At 40.9% G+C, this 20,431-nt stretch carries 22 protein-coding genes; 12 read left to right on the top strand and 10 right to left on the bottom strand.

What is annotated here, in order from left to right:
* Position 1 precedes the first annotated feature (1 nt).
* From BIW53_RS02625 to ccoN, 5 genes are all read right to left on the bottom strand, one after another.
* Positions 2–493: a FixH family protein gene (locus BIW53_RS02625; RefSeq protein WP_070990264.1), complete on the bottom strand. Its 492-nt coding sequence runs from the start codon at positions 491–493 to the stop codon at positions 2–4.
* A gap of 112 nt (positions 494–605) precedes the next feature.
* Positions 606–1,574, bottom strand: a complete 969-nt coding sequence (gene ccoP, locus BIW53_RS02630) for a cytochrome-c oxidase, cbb3-type subunit III (RefSeq protein ID WP_070990265.1) — start codon at positions 1,572–1,574, stop codon at positions 606–608.
* Positions 1,571–1,756 carry a CcoQ/FixQ family Cbb3-type cytochrome c oxidase assembly chaperone gene (locus BIW53_RS02635; RefSeq protein WP_070990266.1) on the bottom strand — a complete coding sequence of 62 codons (186 nt, stop codon included), beginning with the start codon at positions 1,754–1,756 and terminating at the stop codon, positions 1,571–1,573. Before BIW53_RS02635 ends, ccoP begins: the two co-directional genes overlap by 4 nt.
* A gap of 5 nt (positions 1,757–1,761) precedes the next feature.
* Complete coding sequence (gene ccoO / locus BIW53_RS02640; RefSeq protein WP_070990267.1) at positions 1,762–2,382, bottom strand: cytochrome-c oxidase, cbb3-type subunit II; 621 nt, start codon at positions 2,380–2,382, stop codon at positions 1,762–1,764.
* 12 nt (positions 2,383–2,394) lie between these two features.
* Complete coding sequence (gene ccoN / locus BIW53_RS02645; protein WP_070990268.1) at positions 2,395–3,828, bottom strand: cytochrome-c oxidase, cbb3-type subunit I; 1,434 nt, start codon at positions 3,826–3,828, stop codon at positions 2,395–2,397.
* A gap of 311 nt (positions 3,829–4,139) precedes the next feature.
* On the opposite strand from ccoN, the gene BIW53_RS02650 reads away from it, so the two are divergent.
* The 8 genes from BIW53_RS02650 (at position 4,140) to BIW53_RS20805 (ending at position 9,198) form a co-directional block, all read left to right on the top strand.
* Complete coding sequence (locus BIW53_RS02650) at positions 4,140–4,586, top strand: hypothetical protein (RefSeq protein WP_070990269.1); 447 nt, start codon at positions 4,140–4,142, stop codon at positions 4,584–4,586.
* 15 nt (positions 4,587–4,601) lie between these two features.
* Positions 4,602–5,078 carry a GreA/GreB family elongation factor gene (locus tag BIW53_RS02655; protein WP_070990270.1) on the top strand — a complete coding sequence of 159 codons (477 nt, stop codon included), beginning with the start codon at positions 4,602–4,604 and terminating at the stop codon, positions 5,076–5,078.
* 305 nt (positions 5,079–5,383) lie between these two features.
* Complete coding sequence (locus BIW53_RS20645) at positions 5,384–5,794, top strand: hypothetical protein (RefSeq protein WP_139158766.1); 411 nt, start codon at positions 5,384–5,386, stop codon at positions 5,792–5,794.
* Positions 5,795–6,168: 374 nt separating this feature from the next.
* Positions 6,169–7,458, top strand: coding sequence for an amidohydrolase family protein (locus BIW53_RS02665; RefSeq protein WP_070990272.1), 1,290 nt, complete (start codon positions 6,169–6,171; stop codon positions 7,456–7,458).
* A 70-nt stretch (positions 7,459–7,528) separates the two neighbouring features.
* On the top strand, positions 7,529–7,675 hold the full coding sequence (locus BIW53_RS20795) for a hypothetical protein (RefSeq protein ID WP_175442077.1): 147 nt from the start codon (positions 7,529–7,531) through the stop codon (positions 7,673–7,675).
* 214 nt (positions 7,676–7,889) lie between these two features.
* Complete coding sequence (locus BIW53_RS20800) at positions 7,890–8,036, top strand: hypothetical protein (protein ID WP_175442078.1); 147 nt, start codon at positions 7,890–7,892, stop codon at positions 8,034–8,036.
* A 218-nt stretch (positions 8,037–8,254) separates the two neighbouring features.
* On the top strand, positions 8,255–8,383 hold the full coding sequence (locus tag BIW53_RS21180) for a hypothetical protein (RefSeq protein ID WP_281179851.1): 129 nt from the start codon (positions 8,255–8,257) through the stop codon (positions 8,381–8,383).
* A 668-nt stretch (positions 8,384–9,051) separates the two neighbouring features.
* Complete coding sequence (locus tag BIW53_RS20805) at positions 9,052–9,198, top strand: hypothetical protein (RefSeq protein ID WP_175442079.1); 147 nt, start codon at positions 9,052–9,054, stop codon at positions 9,196–9,198.
* 246 nt (positions 9,199–9,444) lie between these two features.
* Here BIW53_RS20805 and BIW53_RS02670 read toward each other — a convergent pair whose 3' ends face one another.
* The gene (locus BIW53_RS02670) at positions 9,445–10,437 is read right to left on the bottom strand and encodes a GlxA family transcriptional regulator (protein ID WP_070990273.1); all 993 of its coding nucleotides are present in this window, start codon (positions 10,435–10,437) and stop codon (positions 9,445–9,447) included.
* A gap of 117 nt (positions 10,438–10,554) precedes the next feature.
* Between BIW53_RS02670 and BIW53_RS02675 the strand changes: the two genes are divergently transcribed.
* The 4 genes from BIW53_RS02675 to BIW53_RS02685 all read left to right on the top strand — a co-directional run bounded on the left by BIW53_RS02675 (position 10,555) and on the right by BIW53_RS02685 (position 15,532).
* Positions 10,555–12,456, top strand: a complete 1,902-nt coding sequence (locus BIW53_RS02675) for a beta-ketoacyl synthase (protein WP_070990274.1) — start codon at positions 10,555–10,557, stop codon at positions 12,454–12,456.
* 242 nt (positions 12,457–12,698) lie between these two features.
* The gene (locus BIW53_RS20810) at positions 12,699–12,839 is read left to right on the top strand and encodes a hypothetical protein (protein WP_175442080.1); all 141 of its coding nucleotides are present in this window, start codon (positions 12,699–12,701) and stop codon (positions 12,837–12,839) included.
* A 441-nt stretch (positions 12,840–13,280) separates the two neighbouring features.
* Positions 13,281–13,475 (top strand): hypothetical protein, encoded by a 195-nt coding sequence (locus BIW53_RS02680; protein WP_139158767.1) that lies wholly within the window; start codon positions 13,281–13,283, stop codon positions 13,473–13,475.
* Between the two features lie 458 nt (positions 13,476–13,933).
* Positions 13,934–15,532, top strand: coding sequence for a BCCT family transporter (locus BIW53_RS02685; RefSeq protein ID WP_070990276.1), 1,599 nt, complete (start codon positions 13,934–13,936; stop codon positions 15,530–15,532).
* A 79-nt stretch (positions 15,533–15,611) separates the two neighbouring features.
* Here the strand turns inward: BIW53_RS02685 and BIW53_RS02690 are convergent, their stop codons facing one another.
* The 4 genes from BIW53_RS02690 to BIW53_RS02705 all read right to left on the bottom strand — a co-directional run bounded on the left by BIW53_RS02690 (position 15,612) and on the right by BIW53_RS02705 (position 20,404).
* On the bottom strand, positions 15,612–16,313 hold the full coding sequence (locus tag BIW53_RS02690) for a 3'-5' exonuclease (RefSeq protein ID WP_070990277.1): 702 nt from the start codon (positions 16,311–16,313) through the stop codon (positions 15,612–15,614).
* A 39-nt stretch (positions 16,314–16,352) separates the two neighbouring features.
* Positions 16,353–18,248 (bottom strand): DUF294 nucleotidyltransferase-like domain-containing protein, encoded by a 1,896-nt coding sequence (locus BIW53_RS02695; protein ID WP_070990278.1) that lies wholly within the window; start codon positions 18,246–18,248, stop codon positions 16,353–16,355.
* Positions 18,249–18,429: 181 nt separating this feature from the next.
* Positions 18,430–19,269, bottom strand: a complete 840-nt coding sequence (gene fghA, locus BIW53_RS02700) for an S-formylglutathione hydrolase (protein ID WP_070990279.1) — start codon at positions 19,267–19,269, stop codon at positions 18,430–18,432.
* A 10-nt stretch (positions 19,270–19,279) separates the two neighbouring features.
* A complete protein-coding gene (locus BIW53_RS02705; RefSeq protein WP_070990280.1) occupies positions 19,280–20,404 on the bottom strand; it encodes an S-(hydroxymethyl)glutathione dehydrogenase/class III alcohol dehydrogenase in 1,125 nt (374 codons plus the stop codon).
* Between the last annotated feature and the right edge of the window lie 27 nt (positions 20,405–20,431).

Genomic DNA, 20,431 nt, shown 5'->3' on the forward strand with positions numbered 1-20,431 from the left:
ATTACTTATATTCTGGAGATATTTTTAAGATGTCCTGAGTGGGAAGTTGAACATTTTCTTTTAACTTCCAACTACCATCCATAGGCTCGATAAACACTGTATATGCGCCTTGCTGGATCTCATCAAGGATCGCGGTAAACTCGCTATTCGCATTGGGCAATAAATTGACATTGAAATCATGTGCTTTGATAGTTCTGTGATAGAACGAAGCTTTCAGCGCTTTAACTTTGCTGTGATCACCTTTGGTAAACACAAATTTGATGTAGTCGCTGTCTACCTGTAAGTCTCCGTGTAGATATAGTGCTTTTGCTTTGTTGAACTTGGTTAGTTCTAAGTTGATAGCTTTACCTTTTTTATAATAGTCGTCAACCACCATATCAGGGCCGTTGCCCACGGCAACGATGACTAAAACCACACAAGCAACAATGGTTGCAAGTGGAAAAAACATTAAAAACCAAGGCCAAAAATTCTTATACCACGGAGTAGGGTTCATAACGACTCTAATGCTTGAAAAGTGTGGCGATATTTTATCTTATTTGTTGTTAAATACCTAAAAAAAAGCCTCCAAATGGAGGCTTTTTTGATCTTAATTAACTATGACACTGTTATTGTTTATTTTGCGATAGGCTATAAACATAAGCTGTCAATAAGTGTACTTTGTCTTCACCCAGAATATCTTTCCAAGCAGGCATTACACCAGCACGACCATTGTTAAGTGTTTCTTCAACTGCGCGTTGAGAACCACCATACAACCAGATGTTATCTGTTAGGTTAGGCGCGCCAAACGGTAAGTTATGAGCAACAGACCCTTTACCGTCCATACCGTGACATGCAGCACACATAGCAAACTTAGCTTTACCAGCTTCTGCGTCTTTTTGGTTAACCTTACGGCCAGAAAGACTCAATACGTAAGCTGTCATTTCTTTAACGCCTTGCTCACCTAATGCATCTTTCCATGGTGGCATAGCTGCGATACGACCGTGAAGTAGAGTCTCTTTGATCTTGTCAGGTGTACCACCGTATAACCAGGCGTCGTCTGTCAAGTTAGGGAAACCTGTACCACCACGAGCATCTGAACCATGACATTGAGCACAGTTTTGTGAGAACAAGCGTTGGCCAATTTCAAGTGCTTTTTCGTCTTTTGCTAGTGTTTCGATGTCTTGCTGTGCAAAAGCTTCAAAGATAGGACCAAAACGTTCTTCAGCTGCGATGATTTGCTTATCAAGCTGAACATATTCACCATTAGCTAATGCTTTTTCGGTAGCTTCTTTAGATTCAGCAATCGATGTCACGCCTTGGTTAGAGCTTGTCCATTTTGCCAATCCGTCAAAGTTTCCTAGGCCAGGATACATAGCAAGGTAATACACAGCCCAAACAAATGTTGCGAAGAACATATAAGTCCACCACTTTGGTAGTGGGTTATTGATTTCTTCAATTCCGTCAAACTCGTGACCACAGCTTTCGCCTTCTTTAACACCTACGTAGTTTTTTAGGTTCCAAAGCAATAAGCCTAAGATCAGAGCAAGACACGCAAGGGTCAGTACAATGACCCAAATACTCCAAAAGCTAGTCATTTTTCAGACTCCTTTTCCTCGTTAGAGATTGTTTTTTTATGCTCTTTTTCATCTTCAAAGATGGCATTAGCAGCGTCGTCGAAACGATTTTTAGTGCGTTTGCTATATGCCCAAGCAACAATCACAATAAATAGTACCAAAATTACCAGAGTCAAAATGCCTCTGTATGTGCCGTAATCCATAATAATTACTTCAAGTGTGTGCCAAGTTGTTGAAGGTAAGCAATAAGGGCTTGCATTTCTGTCTTGCCTTTAACTGCTGCTTCAGCGCCTTGAATATCTTGCTCGGTGTATGGCACACCAAAGCCTTTAAATACTTCAAGTTTCTTGGCGGTTAACTTACCGTCTAGTACATTTTCATCTAACCAAGGATAGGCTGGCATGTTCGACTCAGGGACCACTGAACGTGGGTCCATTAAGTGAGCATAGTGCCAGTCATCAGAGTAGCGTTGACCTACACGCGCTAAGTCAGGACCAGTACGCTTAGAACCCCACTGGAATGGGTGATCCCATACTGATTCACCAGCGACAGAGTAGTGGCCATAGCGCTCTACCTCGTCACGGAATGGGCGGATCATTTGTGAGTGACAGTTGTAACAACCTTCACGTACATAAATGTCACGACCTTCCATCTCAAGCGCAGTTAATGGGCGTAGGCCATCAACAGGCTGAGTCGTGTCTTTTTGGAACATCAGTGGAGTGATTTCTACCAGTGCACCAAAGCTAATCGCAAACACAGTCAGAATAGCCATTAGGCCGACGTTCTTTTCTACGATTTCGTGTTTATTGGCTGAATTATTATTGCTCATAATCTACACCTCTTAAGCCATTTGCGTGTTTGCGTCAGTGGCAAGTGAGCCACTTTTTGCATTCACAGTGCGCAGCACGTTGTACGCCATTACTAGCATACCCACAACGATGAACACACCGCCTAGGAAGCGCATGATGTAGAAAGGTTTAGACGCCTCAAGAGACTGTACGAAGCTGTACATTAACGTACCGTCAGCGTTTACAGCACGCCACATCAGACCTTGCATAACACCAGAGATCCACATTGCAACGATGTACAATACAACACCTACGGTATGCAACCAGAAGTGGGTGTTAACCAGCTTAACGCTGTACATGTTACCGTGACCAAATAGTGCTGGAATTAAGTGGTAGATAGCGCCGATTGAAATCATAGCAACCCAACCTAGGGCACCTGAGTGTACGTGACCAACAGTCCAATCAGTGTAGTGAGAAAGCGCGTTTACTGATTTAATTGCCATCATTGGACCTTCAAAGGTAGACATACCATAGAAAGACAACGAAACAACTAAGAAACGAAGTACTGGGTCAGTACGTAGCTTATGCCATGCGCCAGATAGTGTCATGATACCGTTGATCATACCGCCCCAAGACGGAACGAATAGGATCACAGACATAACCATACCTAAAGACTGAGTCCAGTCTGGTAATGCTGTGTAGTGAAGGTGGTGAGGACCGGCCCAAATATAAAGCGAAACTAGCGCCCAAAAGTGAACAACCGATAGACGGTATGAGTAAACTGGACGACCTGCTTGTTTAGGCACGAAGTAGTACATCATACCTAAGAAACCAGCAGTCAGAAGGAAGCCAACCGCATTGTGGCCATACCACCACTGAACCATCGCATCTACTGCACCTGCATAGATAGAGTATGATTTAGTTAATGATACTGGCACTGCCATGCTGTTTACGATGTGAAGAATCGCAACAGTAATAATGAAACCAGCATAGAACCAGTTTGCTACATAGATGTGAGACACTTTGCGCTTGATTAGCGTGCCAAAGAACACAACGGCATAAGAAACCCACACTACCGCAATTGCGATATCGATAGGCCACTCTAGCTCTGCATACTCTTTAGAAGAAGTAATACCTAGCGGTAGCGTAATGGCTGCTGAAACAATAATAGCTTGCCAACCCCAGAAGGTGAAAGCTGCTAATTTGTCTGAGAAAAGGCGCGTTTGACAAGTACGCTGAACAACATAGTAAGATGTTGCAAAGAGTGCACTTGTACCAAATGCAAAGATTACTGCGTTCGTGTGTAACGGACGAAGTCGAGAGTAAGTTAACCATGGCGTGTCAAAGTTCAAAGCTGGCCAAGCTAGTTGGGCAGCAATAAGAACACCAACACCCATGCCAACGATGCCCCAAATCACTGTCATGATAGCGAATTGGCGTACAACCTTATAGTTGTACTCAGTTTGTGATGCTACTGTTTGGCTCATTTTCTGGATTCCGCTGCAATTAATGCGATTAGAAATGAATTACCTGCATAAACAGGCCCTGCTTATTATTTCAACAAGCTCGTTTAAAAATAAATCTGATTGAGCAAATCTATTTCAAACCAACTTGAGAAACCCTTATTTTTGCAAGGAAATGATAATTTTTTTGCAAAAGAAAAGATACCTCAAACACCTAAAATTATGACATCAATCAAATTTTCGGCAATAAATTGCTCAACTATTCACCAATGTGGATTATCTTCAAATTCTGCATTACCATTGCGCAGTTCTGCAAAGCCCCATTAGGATAAATAATGACCAAGTTTTGGTTTTTTTACGCACTTGTTGCTGTGAGTATATTGAGCGCATGCTCAGACCCTTCGATTATTATACATGAAAGTTCAGAAAAAAGTGAAAGTTCCTCACATTTAGCAAACTGTACTGAGGCTAAGCCTTGTGCAGACAAAGATGGTATAAGGGTTTGGTATAGCCAAGCGGTCATTGAAGGCGAACAGGCGTTTGAGATCATGATGGAAGTGCAACCTCACATGCTAGTAAATTCGGCAACATTATCTGGTGAGACTATGAATATGGGTTACATTCCTGTGTTTTTTACACCCTTATCAGCGACGCGTTATAAAGCAAACGCTATGGTGGGGTTATGCAGTAATGAACTTATGCAGTGGCGCTTAAACATAGAGCTAGAAAGTGCCAGCGACAATACTATATCTAAAATGTTTCCTTTATATGTGACTCGATAAGTGCAGAGCTGATATATGAATAAAGTCCATGTTATAGAGCACATCCGGTTTGCCTTAGAGGCGAAGTTAGCAGAAGCTAAGCAAGCAGCAGACAGTGCGCGCATCGATGCCACACATGAACAAAGTGCAGCGGAAACCCAATATGACTCGCTAAGTATAGAATCAGGATATTTGGCACAAGGCCAAAGTGAGCGCGTGAATGATGCCCACAAATCAATTTCTCTGTTTGAGCAAAGCTTTGATTTACAAAACGCCAATAAAGTTACAGTAGGAAGTCTGATCAAAGCCATCGACTTGGATGATGAAACACACTGGTTTTACTTCGGTCCAAGTGAGGGAGGCCTGAAAGTAACGGTCAAAAAACAAACCGTATTGGTGATAACCCAATCAGCACCAATTGGACAAGTAATGTTTAGCAAAATGATTGGCGATGAATGTGAATACCAAGTAGGAAGTCAGACATACAGCTTCGAGATTTTGGATATTTTTTAGCATATTTCACATGGTTTTCTATGCAGAAGAAAGCAAGGTGAGTGTCGTGCGGTGGTAACTTTAAAGCTGTTTTTAACATGAATTTTTATAAAAATTATATTCATTTTATATCAATAATTATATTGCTGGGTTTTGTTCCGAGCTATATTTTACAATACGAATCATTGACACTAATACATCATTTTCACGCGCTGCTCTCATTTATATGGTTAGTTGGCCTAAATGTGCAGCCTGTAGTGGTAGTTAATAGATTGGGCAATATACATAAGGCTTTCGGTTGGTTTTTAGTGTGTGTTGGAGCGCTTATGCTCATCTCTACTTTGACTTTGTTTATCAGCACGTTTGAAACTAGAGTTGATCAAGGGGCGATATTTCGTCTCGTTTATTTACTAGATTTATTCTTATTACCTTCATTTGTCATTTTTATGCTGTTAGCCATTGTTAATAGAAAACACGTAATGCAGCATATTAGCTATGTTGTACTTGCAACGATAATGCTACTTCCTCCAGGTTTAGGACGTTTAATTTATGGCGTATTTCTAATGCCGTTATCACTTCCTGTGAGACTATTCTTTGAGCCAATGGTGACGCTTACTGTTGGTTCATTATTATATTTTGGCCATCGTCAACATTGGCACTTTAGACCCACAAAGCTCGCATTAAGTGGGCTGTGTGTTACAACTGCTTTGTGTTACGTATATACGTATTGGTTATAGGAAATCTAAATTGGTGCCAATTTTTATCTAAGTGACAACATGATCTATATATTTAAACCCAACATATTATGACTTGTTTGAGAACAACAAGTAGCCATTTCAATAGTTACTTGAACCAGACGAACAAAAAACCATTGGCTAAAGTTAGACAAAACACGCTACAAGCGAGTCAATGATGTGTGTTAAGTGAAGGGAAAAGGCAGTGTGTAGCTTTGATACTTCAGGATTTTACGACAAAGCTTTTAGTGCTCCAGAGTCAGATGATTAAGGATATTGATAGTATCTGAGTCTATTTACTTTAAAAACTATATAATGTCCTTTTAAACCTTTGCGCAAAATTGTGCGACTAAAATGCTTTTAAAGGAGAATATATAATGTCGAAAAGGCTAGTCACGTTTATTGCTATAGCATTCGTGATATGGACAACCCCATCAACGGTCACAGCACAACAAATATTGTTAACCAATGGGGTGCTGTTAGACCCAAATAGTCAAAGTGCACTCAAACAACATTTATTGATGGACAATGATCAGATCATCGGTCGTTTTGATGTTATCCCGGAAGACTTTAGCGGTAAGCGAATAGACATCAGTAATAAATTTGTGATCCCCGGCCTGATAGACATGCACACGCACACATTTGGCAACCGTGCTCCAAACACGAATACAGAAAATATGGGACCGAGTACCACAGCGCAAGTTGTACTTCATGCGGGTGTCACAGGCTTAGTAGATTTGTTTGGTAACGAGCAAAAATTATTTGAACATCGACGCTTACAGCAACAGGGGCTCATTGATGGTGCAGACATTTATACTAGCTTATCTTGTTTGACCGCACCAGGCGGACACTGTTCTCAGTTTGGGAAAACACGTACCATTGCTAATGAGGAAGAAGCAGCAAGGCACATCTCTGAGTTAGCCCAAAAGCAAGCTGACGTTATAAAACTCGTCAGTACCTTGGGTGGTAGATTACCATCACTTTCACCACAACTATTGAAGTTTTCCGTTGATCAAGCCCATAAGCATAGTCTTAAAGTTATTGTTCATGTCCACACTCTCGCTGATGTAGAGAGTGCAATTACAGCAAAAGCTGATGCCATAACTCATCTACCTGATGATGGCGTCATCTCCAAGAGTTTGGCGCAAAGGTTATCAGAGCATGGTGTTAGTGTGATCCCAGCTATTGCTTGTGATACAGATGAATATGAGTTTTTGTTTTCGGATGTCCTCGATTTAAGTTTAGTGAAAAAACTTACAGCACCTAGGATAATTGAAGGTTATCGACAAAAAGCAGCTCAAATGACGAGTGAACAAAAACACGAAGCTCAGCAGAGAACATTAAAATACTATCAGTCAATCAAAAATTTAATAGCAGCAGATGTGGCATTACTAACAGGCACGGATGCGGGAAATTATGGAACCTTACAAGGTTTTACGTTGCATCGAGAGTTATTGAAGTTCGTGAAAGCTGGGTTAACGCCATGGCAGGCACTAGCCAGTGCAACGACTGAGCCTCGACGGTTTCTGGGCAAACCCACAGGCTTAGAAGCGGGGGCGCAATCCAGTGTTGTTATTGTTAATCTTTCGCCAATAGAAAATATCATTAATACTCAAACAATCCACGCTGTGTTGCATAAAGGAAAATACATTGAAAATAAACTGTAAAATATAACAGGGTGTACTGTCTAAGTTACTTGTTATTATCCCTTTGAACACAAAACAAAAGGAAATTACAATGAACTTAAAACTTAAAAAGAAACTCATTAAGTCTCTATCAAAAGACGATAAGCAGCTTCCGCTTGATGCAACTAAACAGATTGGTGGTGGTGCTTCTCTCATCAGATGGCCTACAGACTACTGGATGTGTGGCGAGCCAGATTAATCTAAGCGATGCCTAATAAGGAGAGATACTTATGTGTTTCTTCTAATATATCGATAGTTAGGTGGCTTCACATCTGTTACTTAAGCTTAAGAAACAGTTTTGGGTGGGTATGAACATAGAGGTATTCCCCAAAACTGCTTCTGTTTACTTATGGACAGGGTTTTTTTGCTACCTAGTTAATACACAATGTCTGTGAATAAATAAGGAAATTTAAATGAACCTAGAAATTAAAAAGAAAGCAATAAAATCTTTATCAAATGAGAATAAACAGCTTCCATTTGATGCAACTAAAAATATTGGTGGTGGTAAGTCTATAATCATGATCCCTACCGATTATAGAATGTGTGGCGATCAAGATTAATCATGGTTGAGTATAATGAATAGGGGGTAAGTAAGCGCTTCTTCTTATATACGTTGATATTAAATGGCTTCATACCTGTTACTTAAGTTTAATAAAATATTTTTAGTTAACATCTAATTGAGGGTATTTTGACAGTGTCAACTTCTGTTTACTCATGTATAGGATGCTCTTACTACTCTTATTGATACACAGCCTCTGCGAATAAAAAGGAAATTTGGATGAACTTAAAATTAAAAAAGAAACCAATAAAGTCTCTATCTAACAATGACAATAAACTGCCACTTGATGCAACTAAACAGATTGCAGGTGGAAGCATATCGTGGCCGTCATATGGCGAGCCAGATTAATCATAGATCTTTGAACTAGAAGCACTCATGTGCTTCTTTTTTCATATATCAATAGCTGCATACAGGAAGCTGTTGATACATTGTAATTACTCGGTAAAATGAGAGTTTGATTAAAACAAAGTGCTCATGTCCTTCATATTTCATATAGTTTCGATTTCTTTTCGATAGTTATTGATTGTTATTAACAATGCATAACTATTTTTTCTCAACCTTGCTGCCCTAAGAAGTTGTCGGTATATATTTCATCTGTAATTACTTTCACAAGGCGGTCTGCGTGACTGATTTTATCTTGCTATTTAATGTAAATTAAACGAAATTAACGTTAGAAATTGTGCTAATCACTTCTTTGTTAGCTTTGTAATATATACTAACTTTATGAAATTAAATCTTCTATTTTTGGTATTTAAGAAATTGCTGGCTGAAAGGGGGTATATATAATTCAACTGGTCTACAGGTACAGTAAATGGCTGAATGTTAGCAGTGTCTTTTAAATTCTATATGGAACATTGATGCTGGAGTGTTTGATGTGTTAATTGAAAACTCCTTCTCTGACGATTCGTACTTTGGTGCATAATTCATAATTTTCTACTGATAATAGTGTCAGGTTATCTATATTATATTGACTGTTATTATCCTTGCGACACTAAACAAATAAATAAGGAAGTGTAATGAAATTAAAACTAAAAAAGAAACCAATGAAGTCTCTATCTAATAACGATAACTTACTGCCAAATGATGCAACAAAGAAAATTGCGGGCGGTGGATGGTGGCCTACAGAGTGGAGAATCTGCCGCTCATATGGCGAGCCTGATTAAGTATAGATAATTTGCATAAGAGGGAGCTTATCAATGCTTCTTCTTATATCAATCACTATTTAATTAAGCACCTCCAAGAGCTCGGGGGAGATTAATGAAGTGGTGCTGTTGATTGTATAACGTGATAAATGTTGACTCCCTTCACAGTAATATTAAAAGAGACATCTAGGTCGACTATCATATCTTTCACATCTACTTTTAGTGAAATGTTAAAAATTAAATGCTTATACATTTAAGGTAATGAGGCTAAGAGAACAGCTTTCTTCGAACCACTTTTCTATACTCACTCGGCGTTTGATTAAGACGCGTTTTAAACACCCTAGTTAATAAGCCTTGAGAATTGAAACCCACTGACAGCGCGATATCTTGAATAGATAAATTGCTACTAGCCAGCAGTTCCTTGGCACCTTCGAGGCGCAGAGATTGTAGATAGTCAGTCGCAGTTTGTCCCGTGGCTGCTCTGAAACGCCTATTGAATGTACGTTGGCTCAAGTCGAATTGCCGAGCAACTTGCGCCAGAGATAACTCATTACTGTAGTTATTTCTTAGCCAAAATTGAATCGCAGCAATTTGTTCATCAGGGTGCTTATCTACAGCTCCTTCCATATAGCGTTGATCTTCGTATGGCTTGCGTATTTCGTGAGAAAAATTCTGTTGCACGTGATGGGCGGCGGCTCTGCCATAAAGCAGTGAAATTAAATGCACTATTACATCTGCTAACGCATTTAAACTGGCAACGGTGTAAATACGTTCTGATTGTGTAATGAAAAAATCGGGTTTCAGATTTACTTCTGGGTAATTGCGCTCAAACTGTGTGGCATAGTGCCAATGTGTGGTAGCAGGGTGCCCATTAAGCAAACCAGATTCAGCTAAAAAGCATACTCCAGTTCCTACCCCAATTATTGTAGCACCGTTACTCCAACTTAGTTTTAACTCACGAGCTAATTTGGGGGTTTTGCGAATGACGGGTCTTGGGTTACGCCAGATACTTGGCACAATGACATAGTCCTGTTGTGCTATCTGACTTAAATCGCCATTTGGAACGACTTGCATGCCGAGTTCATTTTCATGTGGCCTACTGTGTTCGCTCAGCCAAGACAATCTCAAAGGACGAAAAGCTTCGCCTAAGTGCCTTTTTGCGTAGGCTTCTCCCGCACGTAACATTTCTGCGGGCATAGTGACACTGGTTAGCAGCATGTGCTCATAGAGGGTAAAAGCAATACTAATGGTTTGATTCATCTGGTCTGACCATTCAGGTTTGGCTTAAAAGTTATATTATTTGGCTAATTTTGCATTATTTAGTTTCTAACTTCCAACTAAAATCAATGGTATTGTTAGTTATATAGAATGAATCACATGACAGCATTACCTTTAATAGTTGGTATGGGGGGTATTAACGCCGCGGGGCGCACCTCATTTCATCAGGGATTTCGTCGTATTGTTTTAGACAAGTTGACTCAAAAGGCACGACAGGAAACGTTTTTAGGCTTAGCGACTCTAATGAATCTTGTCTCTTTTCAAGATGACCGCTTAGTTCTCGTAAAAGATGGCAGTGTGATTACAGCCGATCAAATTGAACCTCTGCTAGGTGAACAAATTAAAGCGGGCACTTTAATTCGCAAGATTGAAAACAACCATTTTGATGTTGATGCGACGCATTGGCAGCAAAAACTCACAATAAAAGGCTGCGATGGAGAAGGCTTTAAGTTCACATGTCGCAAAAGAGATCTGCCATCACCAGTCCCTCCAAGCTGGACCATAGAAGAGGTAGACAACAAAACGGTTTCAGTGCTGGTTCCAGATCAACTGGATGTGAAACATGATAGCTATCGAGATAATCCCATTAAAGCAGCAGGGCAGTTCCCAACTGGGTTTGAACCCGCCAAGATGTACAACAGCCGTTATCAGCCAAGAGGGTTACAAGCGACTATATTTGCAGCTACAGATGCGGTGCGTTCTACAGGATTAGATTGGCAACAGGTTATGAACAGTGTCAGACCAGATCAAATTGGCACCTACTCTGCTTCAATAGCGGGACAAATGAATGATGAAGGATTTGGCGGTCTTGTCAGAGCACGCATGAAAGGGGAGCGTGTTAGCACTAAGCAGTTAGCATTGGGCTTAAACACGATGTCTACTGACTTCATCAACGCTTATGTAACGGGTAATGTAGGCACAACGTTTACAGCATCCGGTGCTTGTGCCACGTTTTTGTATAACATGCGTGCTGCTGTGAATGATATTCAGGCAGGTAGAACGCGTATTGCAATCGTTGCTAGTGTTGAATGTGCCTTAACACCTGAAGTTATAGAAGGCTTTGGTACGATGGGTGCACTTGCTAACGAAGAAGGATTAAAAAAACTCGATAGCACGGAGCAAGTTGACTACCGCCGCACTAGCCGACCGTTCGGTGACAACTGTGGTTTTACCATAGGTGAAGGTGCACAGGTTGCTATCCTAATGGACGATGAATTAGCTTTGTCTTTAGGTGCTGAAATCATGGGCTCTGTTGTAGATGTTTTTGTGAATGCCGACGGGATAAAAAAATCAATTACAGCACCGGGACCGGGTAATTATATTACGATGGCAAAGTCTGTGGCCTTAGCGGAGCAAATTGCAGGCCGTGAAGCGCTACAAACTCGTAGCTTTATCCTGGCCCATGGATCTAGCACACCACAAAATCGTGTGACCGAGTCTTTAATTTATCATAAAGTCGCACAAGCATTTTCGATCAATGGCTGGAAAGTCGCCGCACCTAAAGCATATGTTGGGCACACCATTGCTCCTGCAAGTGGCGACCAACTTGCAATGGCTCTTGGCGTGTTTAGCCATAACATTATGCCAGGCATAACCACCATAGATAAAGTTGCAGAGGATGTTTACAGTGAACACTTAGATATTCGTACACAACATTATGAGTGCGAAGATATGGATATTGCATTTATTAATTCTAAGGGCTTTGGAGGCAACAATGCGACAGCAACTGTTTTTTCACCAAAGCAAACTATGCGCCTTTTAGAAAAACGTTACTCAGAGCTTGTATTCACCGAGTATGAGAGCAAATTGGTCAAAACGAAACAAGCGCAAGCCCAATATCAACAAGCTGCTGATTTAGGGCAATATGAATTAATTTATCGTTTTGGAGAAGGACAAATTGATGAGTCAGGTTTGCTGATCAGCAAAGATTCGCTCACTATCCCAGGTTTTGAACAAACTATATCTTTAACGGGGATCAACCAATACATGGATATCAGCTAGAAAAGCATTGTTAAGCAAAGTAGGGCGCTCATCGGAAGAGCGCCTTTTTTATGCTTGAAAGTATGCTAGTAAAAATAAAAGATAATTTATGGCTAAAAGCTTTTAAATGTGAGGTGAAGCTTATTTGTTGGTTATAATTCTTCTATTAAATTATTTTAAAATTTATATACTGTTATATTTGTCAGGTTATTTCTCTTTGTGATATTTGATATGGTGGTTTTGGATTTAATCAAGGAAATGTTATGAAACCAAAATTAAAAAAGAAAGAAGTAAAATCACTAATGCCAAAGGAAAATCAAATACCACAAGAAGCAACGAATGAAATAGCAGGTGGTGGCTGGTGGAGTAGAGTTAGAAGTTGTAACGGTTGCTATCCAGATTAGTTTTACAACGAGGAAGTGGCCTAGCTGCTTCCTTTTCATAGGGACTAAAACAGAAAATATCTAAGCGTAAATTTTAGTTGTTATCCCTTCGGCTATCCAATATCCAATTCATATATAGATAAGAATTTTAGCATTAATGTAGCAGTGTTATATTTATATAAATATGTTCTCTTGTCGCTTGGCTTATAATTGCTGTACTTATTGGTTCTATTCATAATGTGGTGTTTTTATTGTGGTTGGGTGAGTTTGTATTTTAATTGATTTCCTATTGTTATTTATAAAATTATTTGGACCGTATATTGTTAGGTAGATTGATGAGGAGTCTCAATAATTATTGGAGCTAATCAACGTTTTTTTTATATTATTTATTCAACCTACACTTTCTTGAGCTGAGCCGTTTGATTTGTGAGCATCGGCTAATACCCGCGAAGAGGCATGAATGTGCCCGTCAAAATACGCTCATCTTATGTATTGGCTGTTTTGATTTACTTGTTCAAAGACGTCTGCAAACTGTACCAGTTGGGTGATATTTGTACAGTGCTTTCTATAGGTCTGGCCGTTCAAGGCTTTGATAGCGATGATTTTCAAATAAAAACTCAGGTGCCATTTACTTTTGTGTATGAAGCCCTAAACTAAAAGGGTCTGTAAGATAGAGTGGTTGCAAGTTGTATTGACTGATTATCAAGCTGAAATAACAAACAGATTTATAGACAGTTTGGTTGGTTTATCTTAATTACAATATTCAAGGCATTATATTGTCGCTGTAACTAACATAAACCCATCATATACCACTTTTGTTCAGAGCACCTGCAGCAATGATAGCCGATAGTGTTTGCGCAGCTACATGTGTATTTTTGATCTGTAAACAGATGATTAGGCTAAACTTACATTGGTGTTTGGTATTTTGTACAAACCCAGACGGTTGTGCCCTGATATCTAATCAGCGTTAAACTCGTTTAATAGGTTGCAACTGAGCTACTTACGACTTCTTACCGAGCTGACGGAGCTCATAATAATTTTATTACAAATGTTGTGAGATACGTTAAACATAACCAAGCTTGGTGTCGTATCACGATGAAAAGTAAGAGGATATCATGGGTAATCACCACGATAAGTATAGTATCGATAATACCGATTACACGGTTGGACAAGACAATGTTCAAAAGTGGGGGTTTGATGTACACAACCCCGTATTTGGTGTCAGTGCTGGATTAATATTGGCGTTTCTAGTCGCCGTTTTGCTAGTTGATTCTGAAGTAGCAAAATCCACTTTAGATGGCATCAAATGGGACATTATTGGCACATTTGACGCTCTGTTTATGTGGTCAGGTAATTTGTTCGTTGTTTTTTGCCTTGCTTTGGTGGTCTCTCCATATGGAAAAATCCGTCTTGGCGGAGAAAGTGCCAAGCCTAGTTACTCTAGGCTTTCATGGTTAGCCATGTTATTTGCTGCAGGTATGGGTATAGGGCTGATGTTTTGGGGTGTAGCTGAGCCCGTCGCCTATTACACAGGTTGGTATGAGACACCTCTTAATGTCACCGCTAATACTCCAGAAGCAGCCAAAATGGCAATGGGCGCTACTATGTACCATTGGGGATTACACCCATGGGCAATTTATGCAGTGGTCGCATTATCATTAGCATTTTTTGCTTATAATAAAGGCTTACCATTATCTATACGGTCAATTTTTTATCCGATCTTAGGTGACAGAGCATGGGGTTGGCCTGGTCATATAATTGATATTTTAGCGGTGCTGGCGACTTTGTTTGGGTTGGCAACCTCGCTCGGATTAGGGGCCCAACAAGCTGGAGCTGGTATTGAACATGTGTTTGGCATAGAAGCTGGGCTAGGCTTGCAAATAGGAGTGATTGTTGGCGTAACAGCGCTGGCTATTATTTCGGTTGTCCGCGGCATTGATGGTGGTGTTAAGGTGTTAAGTAACACCAATATGATTATTGCCTTTGTATTACTGGTTTTTGTTGGTGCGGTTGGGTTTGCAATTGCAATAGGCAATATACCAACTACATTAATGGCTTATATTGAAAATATAATTCCTCTGAGTAATCCGCATGGACGAGAAGATGAAGCATGGTTCCAAGGGTGGACGGTATTCTATTGGGCTTGGTGGATTTCATGGTCACCGTTTGTAGGTATGTTCATAGCTCGAGTATCTGAAGGGCGCACAATTCGAGAATTTATCACTGCAGTGCTGTTTATTCCAACACTTGTAACCGTAATTTGGATGTCTATTTATGGTGGAATTGCCATCGACCAAATTAAAAATGGCGTAGGTGCGTTAGGTACTGATGGTTTGACCGAAGTGCCGTTAGCGATGTTTCAAATGTTCGATAATTTACCGATGAGTAATGTGCTATCTCTAATTGCTATTGTGTTGGTGTTAGTATTTTTCATTACATCTTCTGACTCCGGTTCATTAGTTATTGATAGCATTACTGCAGGTGGGAAAATTGATGCGCCTGTGCCACAGCGTATTTTCTGGGCAACTACGGAAGGTGCGATTGCTGCAGCACTGTTGTGGATTGGTGGGACAGAAGCGATAGAGGCATTGCAAGCTGGCGCAATTTCTACTGGTTTGCCATTTACGTTTGTGCTGTTACTGATGTGTGTGAGTTTAGTGTTGGGGCTAAGAACAGAGCCTAAATACGGAAGTCGACGGGTGAGCTTTAAATAATAAAAAGTGAGCTTCAAATAATATAAAAGGCGAAACTGAACAAGTTTCGCCTTTTTAAATTACCTTTGCAGTCTGTCTGCTATTGCCAAATATCTTTGACCATAGTTGTTGGGTCTAAACAATACTGTGATTGAGCTTGTAGTAACTCTGCGGTTGCTAAAGCATCTGATAAAGCGTGGTGAGGCTGGTAGTAGGGCAGCCCATAACGCTTTCTGCAATCGGCTAAGCGTATCGAGGGAATTGGTTTGCGCTTAATCCAATCTAACCAAGATCTATGTTCGTCAATGGCGGTTTTCTCTATCACCATTGTATCTATAACAGGAAATTCTATTCCCTCTGACAATCTTGCCATCAAGGCTGCATGAAAAAATGTTTTTTCTACAAACTGATAATGCACAACAATAATTTTCCCTGTTAATGCAGACAATATTTCGTCTAAAACTTCAGTTAGATCCGGTGCCAATGCTATTTGGGAGTGGGTGATCCTATGTAAAATAACCGACTCTTCTGCAAGTGTACAATTGGGTTTCACTAACCAATGTTTTGCTTGTCCACAACGGATCCGCTTAAGATCAAACGGTACTATACCTACGCTCACAATATCGTCTTTGCTGGGGTCTAACCCTGTTGTTTCAAAATCAAGTGCGACAAACTCAGTATTTTCCATGGTAGAAAATGGGTCTGGTACACCTTGTTGGTAGAAGTTTTTTAGTCGAGCGTCTTTCGAAAGCTCAGCTAAGCGCTTAAAACGGCTTTGCCATGAGATAATTTTACCCTGCATAATATTCAACAGCACTTTGCATAGTCATCAATGCAACCTCTATTTCATTTTCGCTTTGTTTTGATATCTAAATTTCAAAAAGCTCTGAGCCTTATCTAGCACACCAAACGCTTCTTTTAGATTTCGTTGCTCGAACTCAGATAGAGTTTCAGGCGGTAAACTGTTATCTGGCTTTTCGCCTTGTTCAATCTGCCAAGATTGGTGTTTTATACGCATTATCGCGATGTATTCTAAAGCCGCTTCTAGGTCGAGTACTTTTCCTTTAGGGAGAATGTTTGCTTCGTTAATATCCTCTAACCTTTCAAATGAGTTTTGTTTTCTTGAGCCTACAGCGAGTGCGTGGACACGTATCAAGTCCGAAAGAGGCGCAGTACCGCGCCGCTTGATGTTCATAGAGCGCCTATGCTGTCCATCTTGCTCAAGTACAAAGCCATTAAAGAACCCCAAAGGCGGTGTTCTCCTCAGTGCGTTATGCGCCATAGCTGCTAAGAAACTTGGTGTATTCTGAGCTTTTTTACTAATAAAAGCGGTGAGCTTTTCTGCCCATTTTATCTCTCCCCAAACACCTTCTAAGTCAAAAAAAATCGAGCTATTTAATAATGCTTCGGGTTTTGGGTTTTCAATCCAGTCATTAAATTGCGCTTGCCACTGATCAAGGGTGAGTCGCCATGCAGGATTGCTGGCCATTATGCCGCCGTCACAATATTTATAGCCACAGTTCGCTAAGCCATCGCAAACAAATTTGGCAAGTTGCTCAAAGTACTGCCCATGTTCTTTCGGTTGATAGCTGTTATCCAATATCAGGGCATTGTCCTGATCTGTAACAATTAACTGCTCATCACGCGCCATTGAACCTAAAGCAATAAAGCAATATGGAATAGGCGCAGGGCCTAACTTGGCTTCAGCAAGCTCCAATAGTTTGTGCTTAAAAGTTTTGCCTATCACAGACATAGCTGAACCAATCATATGTGAGTTGGCATCTTCATTGACCATACGAGTAAAAATGGTGCTTAACTGTGTTGAATAATTTGCCAAATCTTCAACACTTTTTTGCTCCATAAGCCCCTGCACAAATAGCAAGCTGCTTTGTGATTCGTAACGTAAAATATCTGACAGTGTGAGCATACCAATAGGTTTGCGTTTATGCATGATAGGTAAGTGATGTACATTGTCTCGTAGCATTAACATCATCGCTTCGAATACATATGCATTAGAGTCGATGATTGCTACATCACTGGTCATAATATCAGCAATAGGGGTGTCGTAGGGCAAACCGTTAGCAACGACTTTGCAACGTAAATCTCGGTCGCTGATTAATCCAACCACTTGGGCGTCGTCTTCTTCGGGGTCTTCTATTACGGGTTTGGCTGGGTCATATATTAACAAAGAGGATACTTGCTCGTCGGCCATGACTTTTGCAGCTTGTTGTACGGTACTGTTTTGGTCGACGTAGAGAACGTCTTTTATGATTAACTTTGTCACTTTCGCCGTGGTCAAGTCGTTGTTATCGGCGTACTCTGAGACCGTCATTTTTAGCCTTGCGTTATCATCGGCTTCAAAATAATCAGCAAAGAACTCAAATTCGTTACAATACTCATCAAAGATATCAACGGGAATACAGTAAAGGAGAGTGTCTTCAAGGGTGTTTGCATCGAAACGGACTTTGCGGTTCATCAATAACCCACGGTGACCAAAAATACCGCCTGCAGAAATACGATGATACAACTCTCCTGAGCGTCTGAGTAATTCCACCGCACCCGAACGGATCACGTATAGATAAGTGATCTGTTGAGCATATTCAAATACTACGCTGCCCTCACGGTAATAGCTTACTTCAACATGGCTGGCAAGCTTGTTGAGTGCATCTGGAGGTAACTGCGAAAATGGTGGATAAGCTTCCAGAAAATTGGCAATTTCCTGATGTTCAACTTCCATGGTTTGCCTTGATATAAAACGATTATTAATCCTATTGTGGGAGAGAGTCAGTTAATTTGCAATATTGCTACCCAATCGAAGGAGAGTCTGACTTAAGTGTTTGTTTGGAAAAGGTGGCTAGTAACTCGATATATGGGGCAAATAGGTGCGAGTGCATCACAGATGCACTCGCATTATCATGCTAAAAGTGCAAAGCATGAAAACGCAGATGTTCGTCTATAAAGCTACTAATGAAAAAGTAGCTATGATCGTAGCCTTCGCGCATATTTAAAGTTAGCGGATAACTGATTTGCTCAGCTGCCTTTTGCAAGTGCCAAGGCTGTAGTTGCTCGTCCAAAAAGTTATCAGCGTCACCTTGGTCGATCAATATCGGAACTTGACTATCAAATTGCTGGTTTAACATCAAAGCCGTAGCATCGTACTGTTGCCATTGGGTAGAATCAATGCCTAGGTATCCAGTAAATGCTTTTATGCCCCAAGGACACTGCATAGGGTGACAGATTGGACTAAACGCCGAAATACTTGAGTACTTTTGCGAGTTACGCATACCGATGATCAAGGCACCATGGCCACCCATCGAATGACCACTGATGGCTTGCTGTGTTGTAACTGGGAAATGGGCCTGAATAAGCTTTGGAAGCTCAAGGGTAATATAATCATACATTTGGTAATGCGCTTTGTATGGTGGCATTGTTGCATTGACGTAAAACCCAGCGCCAAGTCCGAAGTCGTAATTTCCTTTAGGATCATCCGCGACATCTTCGCCTCTTGGGCTGGTGTCAGGCGCGACGATGGCAACCCCCAACTCATTGGCTAGCTTAAAAGCGCCTGCTTTTTGCATGAAGTTTTCATCAGTACAGGTTAGCCCAGAAAGCCAGTATAAAACTGGCACTTTGTTACCTGTATTCACCGTCTCCGGCAAGAAGATAGCGAATGTCATGTCACAGTGGGTGATTTTGCTGGCATGGCGATAACGTTTATGCCAGCCGCCAACCACTTTATTGCTGGCGACTAATTCCATGTAATTTCCTCTACTTATAGTGCACAACCGAGCGAATGCTCTTGCCTTGATGCATCAAATCAAATGCTTCGTTGATGTCCTCTAAAGCCATTGTATGGGTAATGAAGTCATCAAGCTTAAACTCACCAGCCATGTATCTTTCTACGATTTCAGGTAATTCAGAGCGGCCTTTAACTCCGCCAAAAGCACTACCGCGCCAGACGCGTCCCGTGACCAATTGGAATGGACGGGTACTGATCTCTTGACCTGCTCCGGCGACACCGATAATAACTGACTCTCCCCAGCCTTTATGGCAGCACTCCAGTGCAGAACGCATCACATCAACATTGCCAATGCATTCAAATGAAAAGTCTACACCACCATCTGTCATTTCAACGATCACTTCTTGAATGGGCTTATCGTAGTCTTTTGGATTAATAACATCGGTAGCGCCAAGCTTAGTTGCTAGCGCAAATTTACTTTCGTTGATATCAATTCCTATGATACGGCTGGCGCCTGCCATGGTCGCACCAATGATGGCTGACAGACCAATGCCACCTAAACCAAAGATAGCGACTGTGTCACCAGCTTGTACTTTTGCAGTGTTCATTACCGCACCCATACCGGTAGTTACGCCACAGCCGAGTAAGCAGATTTCTTCCAACGGCGCCTCAGGATTAACTTTTGCCAAAGAGATCTCAGGTAGTACAGTATATTCAGAGAAAGTTGACGTGCCCATGTAGTGGTAAATAGGTTCGCCGTTTTTGTAAAAGCGTGTAGTACCATCTGGCATTAAACCTTTACCTTGAGTTTCTCGGATTTTCTGGCAAAGATTGGTTTTGCCTGACTTGCAGAATTTACATTCACCACATTCAGGCGTATATAACGGTATAACATGATCGCCCACTGATACGCTGGTTACTCCTTCACCAACTGCTTCGACAACCCCTGCGCCTTCATGGCCAAGGATTGCGGGAAATACACCTTCAGGGTCTTCACCAGATAGCGTAAAAGCGTCTGTATGACATACGCCTGTAGCAGTGATCTTAACCAATACTTCGCCTGCTTTTGGCATCATAACGTCCACTTCTTCAATGCTCAGCGGTTGACCCGGACCCCAAGCAATAGCGGCTTTTGATTTTATAAATTCAGACATACTTCGTTCTCATTTTCCGTAAAAGAT

This window comes from Pseudoalteromonas byunsanensis (genome assembly GCF_001854475.1).
GTDB classification, from domain to species: domain Bacteria; phylum Pseudomonadota; class Gammaproteobacteria; order Enterobacterales; family Alteromonadaceae; genus Pseudoalteromonas; species Pseudoalteromonas byunsanensis.

Excerpts from the sequence above, each read along its gene's own strand:
- BIW53_RS02625 (WP_070990264.1), bottom strand. The coding sequence starts at position 493 with ATGAACCCTACTCCGTGGTATAAGAATTTTTGGCCTTGGTTTTTAATG.
- ccoP (WP_070990265.1), bottom strand. The coding sequence starts at position 1,574 with ATGACTAGCTTTTGGAGTATTTGGGTCATTGTACTGACCCTTGCGTGT.
- BIW53_RS02635 (WP_070990266.1), bottom strand. The coding sequence starts at position 1,756 with ATGGATTACGGCACATACAGAGGCATTTTGACTCTGGTAATTTTGGTA.
- ccoO (WP_070990267.1), bottom strand. The coding sequence starts at position 2,382 with ATGAGCAATAATAATTCAGCCAATAAACACGAAATCGTAGAAAAGAAC.
- ccoN (WP_070990268.1), bottom strand. The coding sequence starts at position 3,828 with ATGAGCCAAACAGTAGCATCACAAACTGAGTACAACTATAAGGTTGTA.
- BIW53_RS02650 (WP_070990269.1), top strand. The coding sequence starts at position 4,140 with ATGACCAAGTTTTGGTTTTTTTACGCACTTGTTGCTGTGAGTATATTG.
- BIW53_RS02655 (WP_070990270.1), top strand. The coding sequence starts at position 4,602 with ATGAATAAAGTCCATGTTATAGAGCACATCCGGTTTGCCTTAGAGGCG.
- BIW53_RS20645 (WP_139158766.1), top strand. The coding sequence starts at position 5,384 with ATGCTCATCTCTACTTTGACTTTGTTTATCAGCACGTTTGAAACTAGA.
- BIW53_RS02665 (WP_070990272.1), top strand. The coding sequence starts at position 6,169 with ATGTCGAAAAGGCTAGTCACGTTTATTGCTATAGCATTCGTGATATGG.
- BIW53_RS20795 (WP_175442077.1), top strand. The coding sequence starts at position 7,529 with ATGAACTTAAAACTTAAAAAGAAACTCATTAAGTCTCTATCAAAAGAC.
- BIW53_RS20800 (WP_175442078.1), top strand. The coding sequence starts at position 7,890 with ATGAACCTAGAAATTAAAAAGAAAGCAATAAAATCTTTATCAAATGAG.
- BIW53_RS21180 (WP_281179851.1), top strand. The coding sequence starts at position 8,255 with ATGAACTTAAAATTAAAAAAGAAACCAATAAAGTCTCTATCTAACAAT.
- BIW53_RS20805 (WP_175442079.1), top strand. The coding sequence starts at position 9,052 with ATGAAATTAAAACTAAAAAAGAAACCAATGAAGTCTCTATCTAATAAC.
- BIW53_RS02670 (WP_070990273.1), bottom strand. The coding sequence starts at position 10,437 with ATGAATCAAACCATTAGTATTGCTTTTACCCTCTATGAGCACATGCTG.
- BIW53_RS02675 (WP_070990274.1), top strand. The coding sequence starts at position 10,555 with ATGACAGCATTACCTTTAATAGTTGGTATGGGGGGTATTAACGCCGCG.
- BIW53_RS20810 (WP_175442080.1), top strand. The coding sequence starts at position 12,699 with ATGAAACCAAAATTAAAAAAGAAAGAAGTAAAATCACTAATGCCAAAG.
- BIW53_RS02685 (WP_070990276.1), top strand. The coding sequence starts at position 13,934 with ATGGGTAATCACCACGATAAGTATAGTATCGATAATACCGATTACACG.
- BIW53_RS02690 (WP_070990277.1), bottom strand. The coding sequence starts at position 16,313 with ATGCAGGGTAAAATTATCTCATGGCAAAGCCGTTTTAAGCGCTTAGCT.
- BIW53_RS02695 (WP_070990278.1), bottom strand. The coding sequence starts at position 18,248 with ATGGAAGTTGAACATCAGGAAATTGCCAATTTTCTGGAAGCTTATCCA.
- fghA (WP_070990279.1), bottom strand. The coding sequence starts at position 19,269 with ATGGAATTAGTCGCCAGCAATAAAGTGGTTGGCGGCTGGCATAAACGT.
- BIW53_RS02705 (WP_070990280.1), bottom strand. The coding sequence starts at position 20,404 with ATGTCTGAATTTATAAAATCAAAAGCCGCTATTGCTTGGGGTCCGGGT.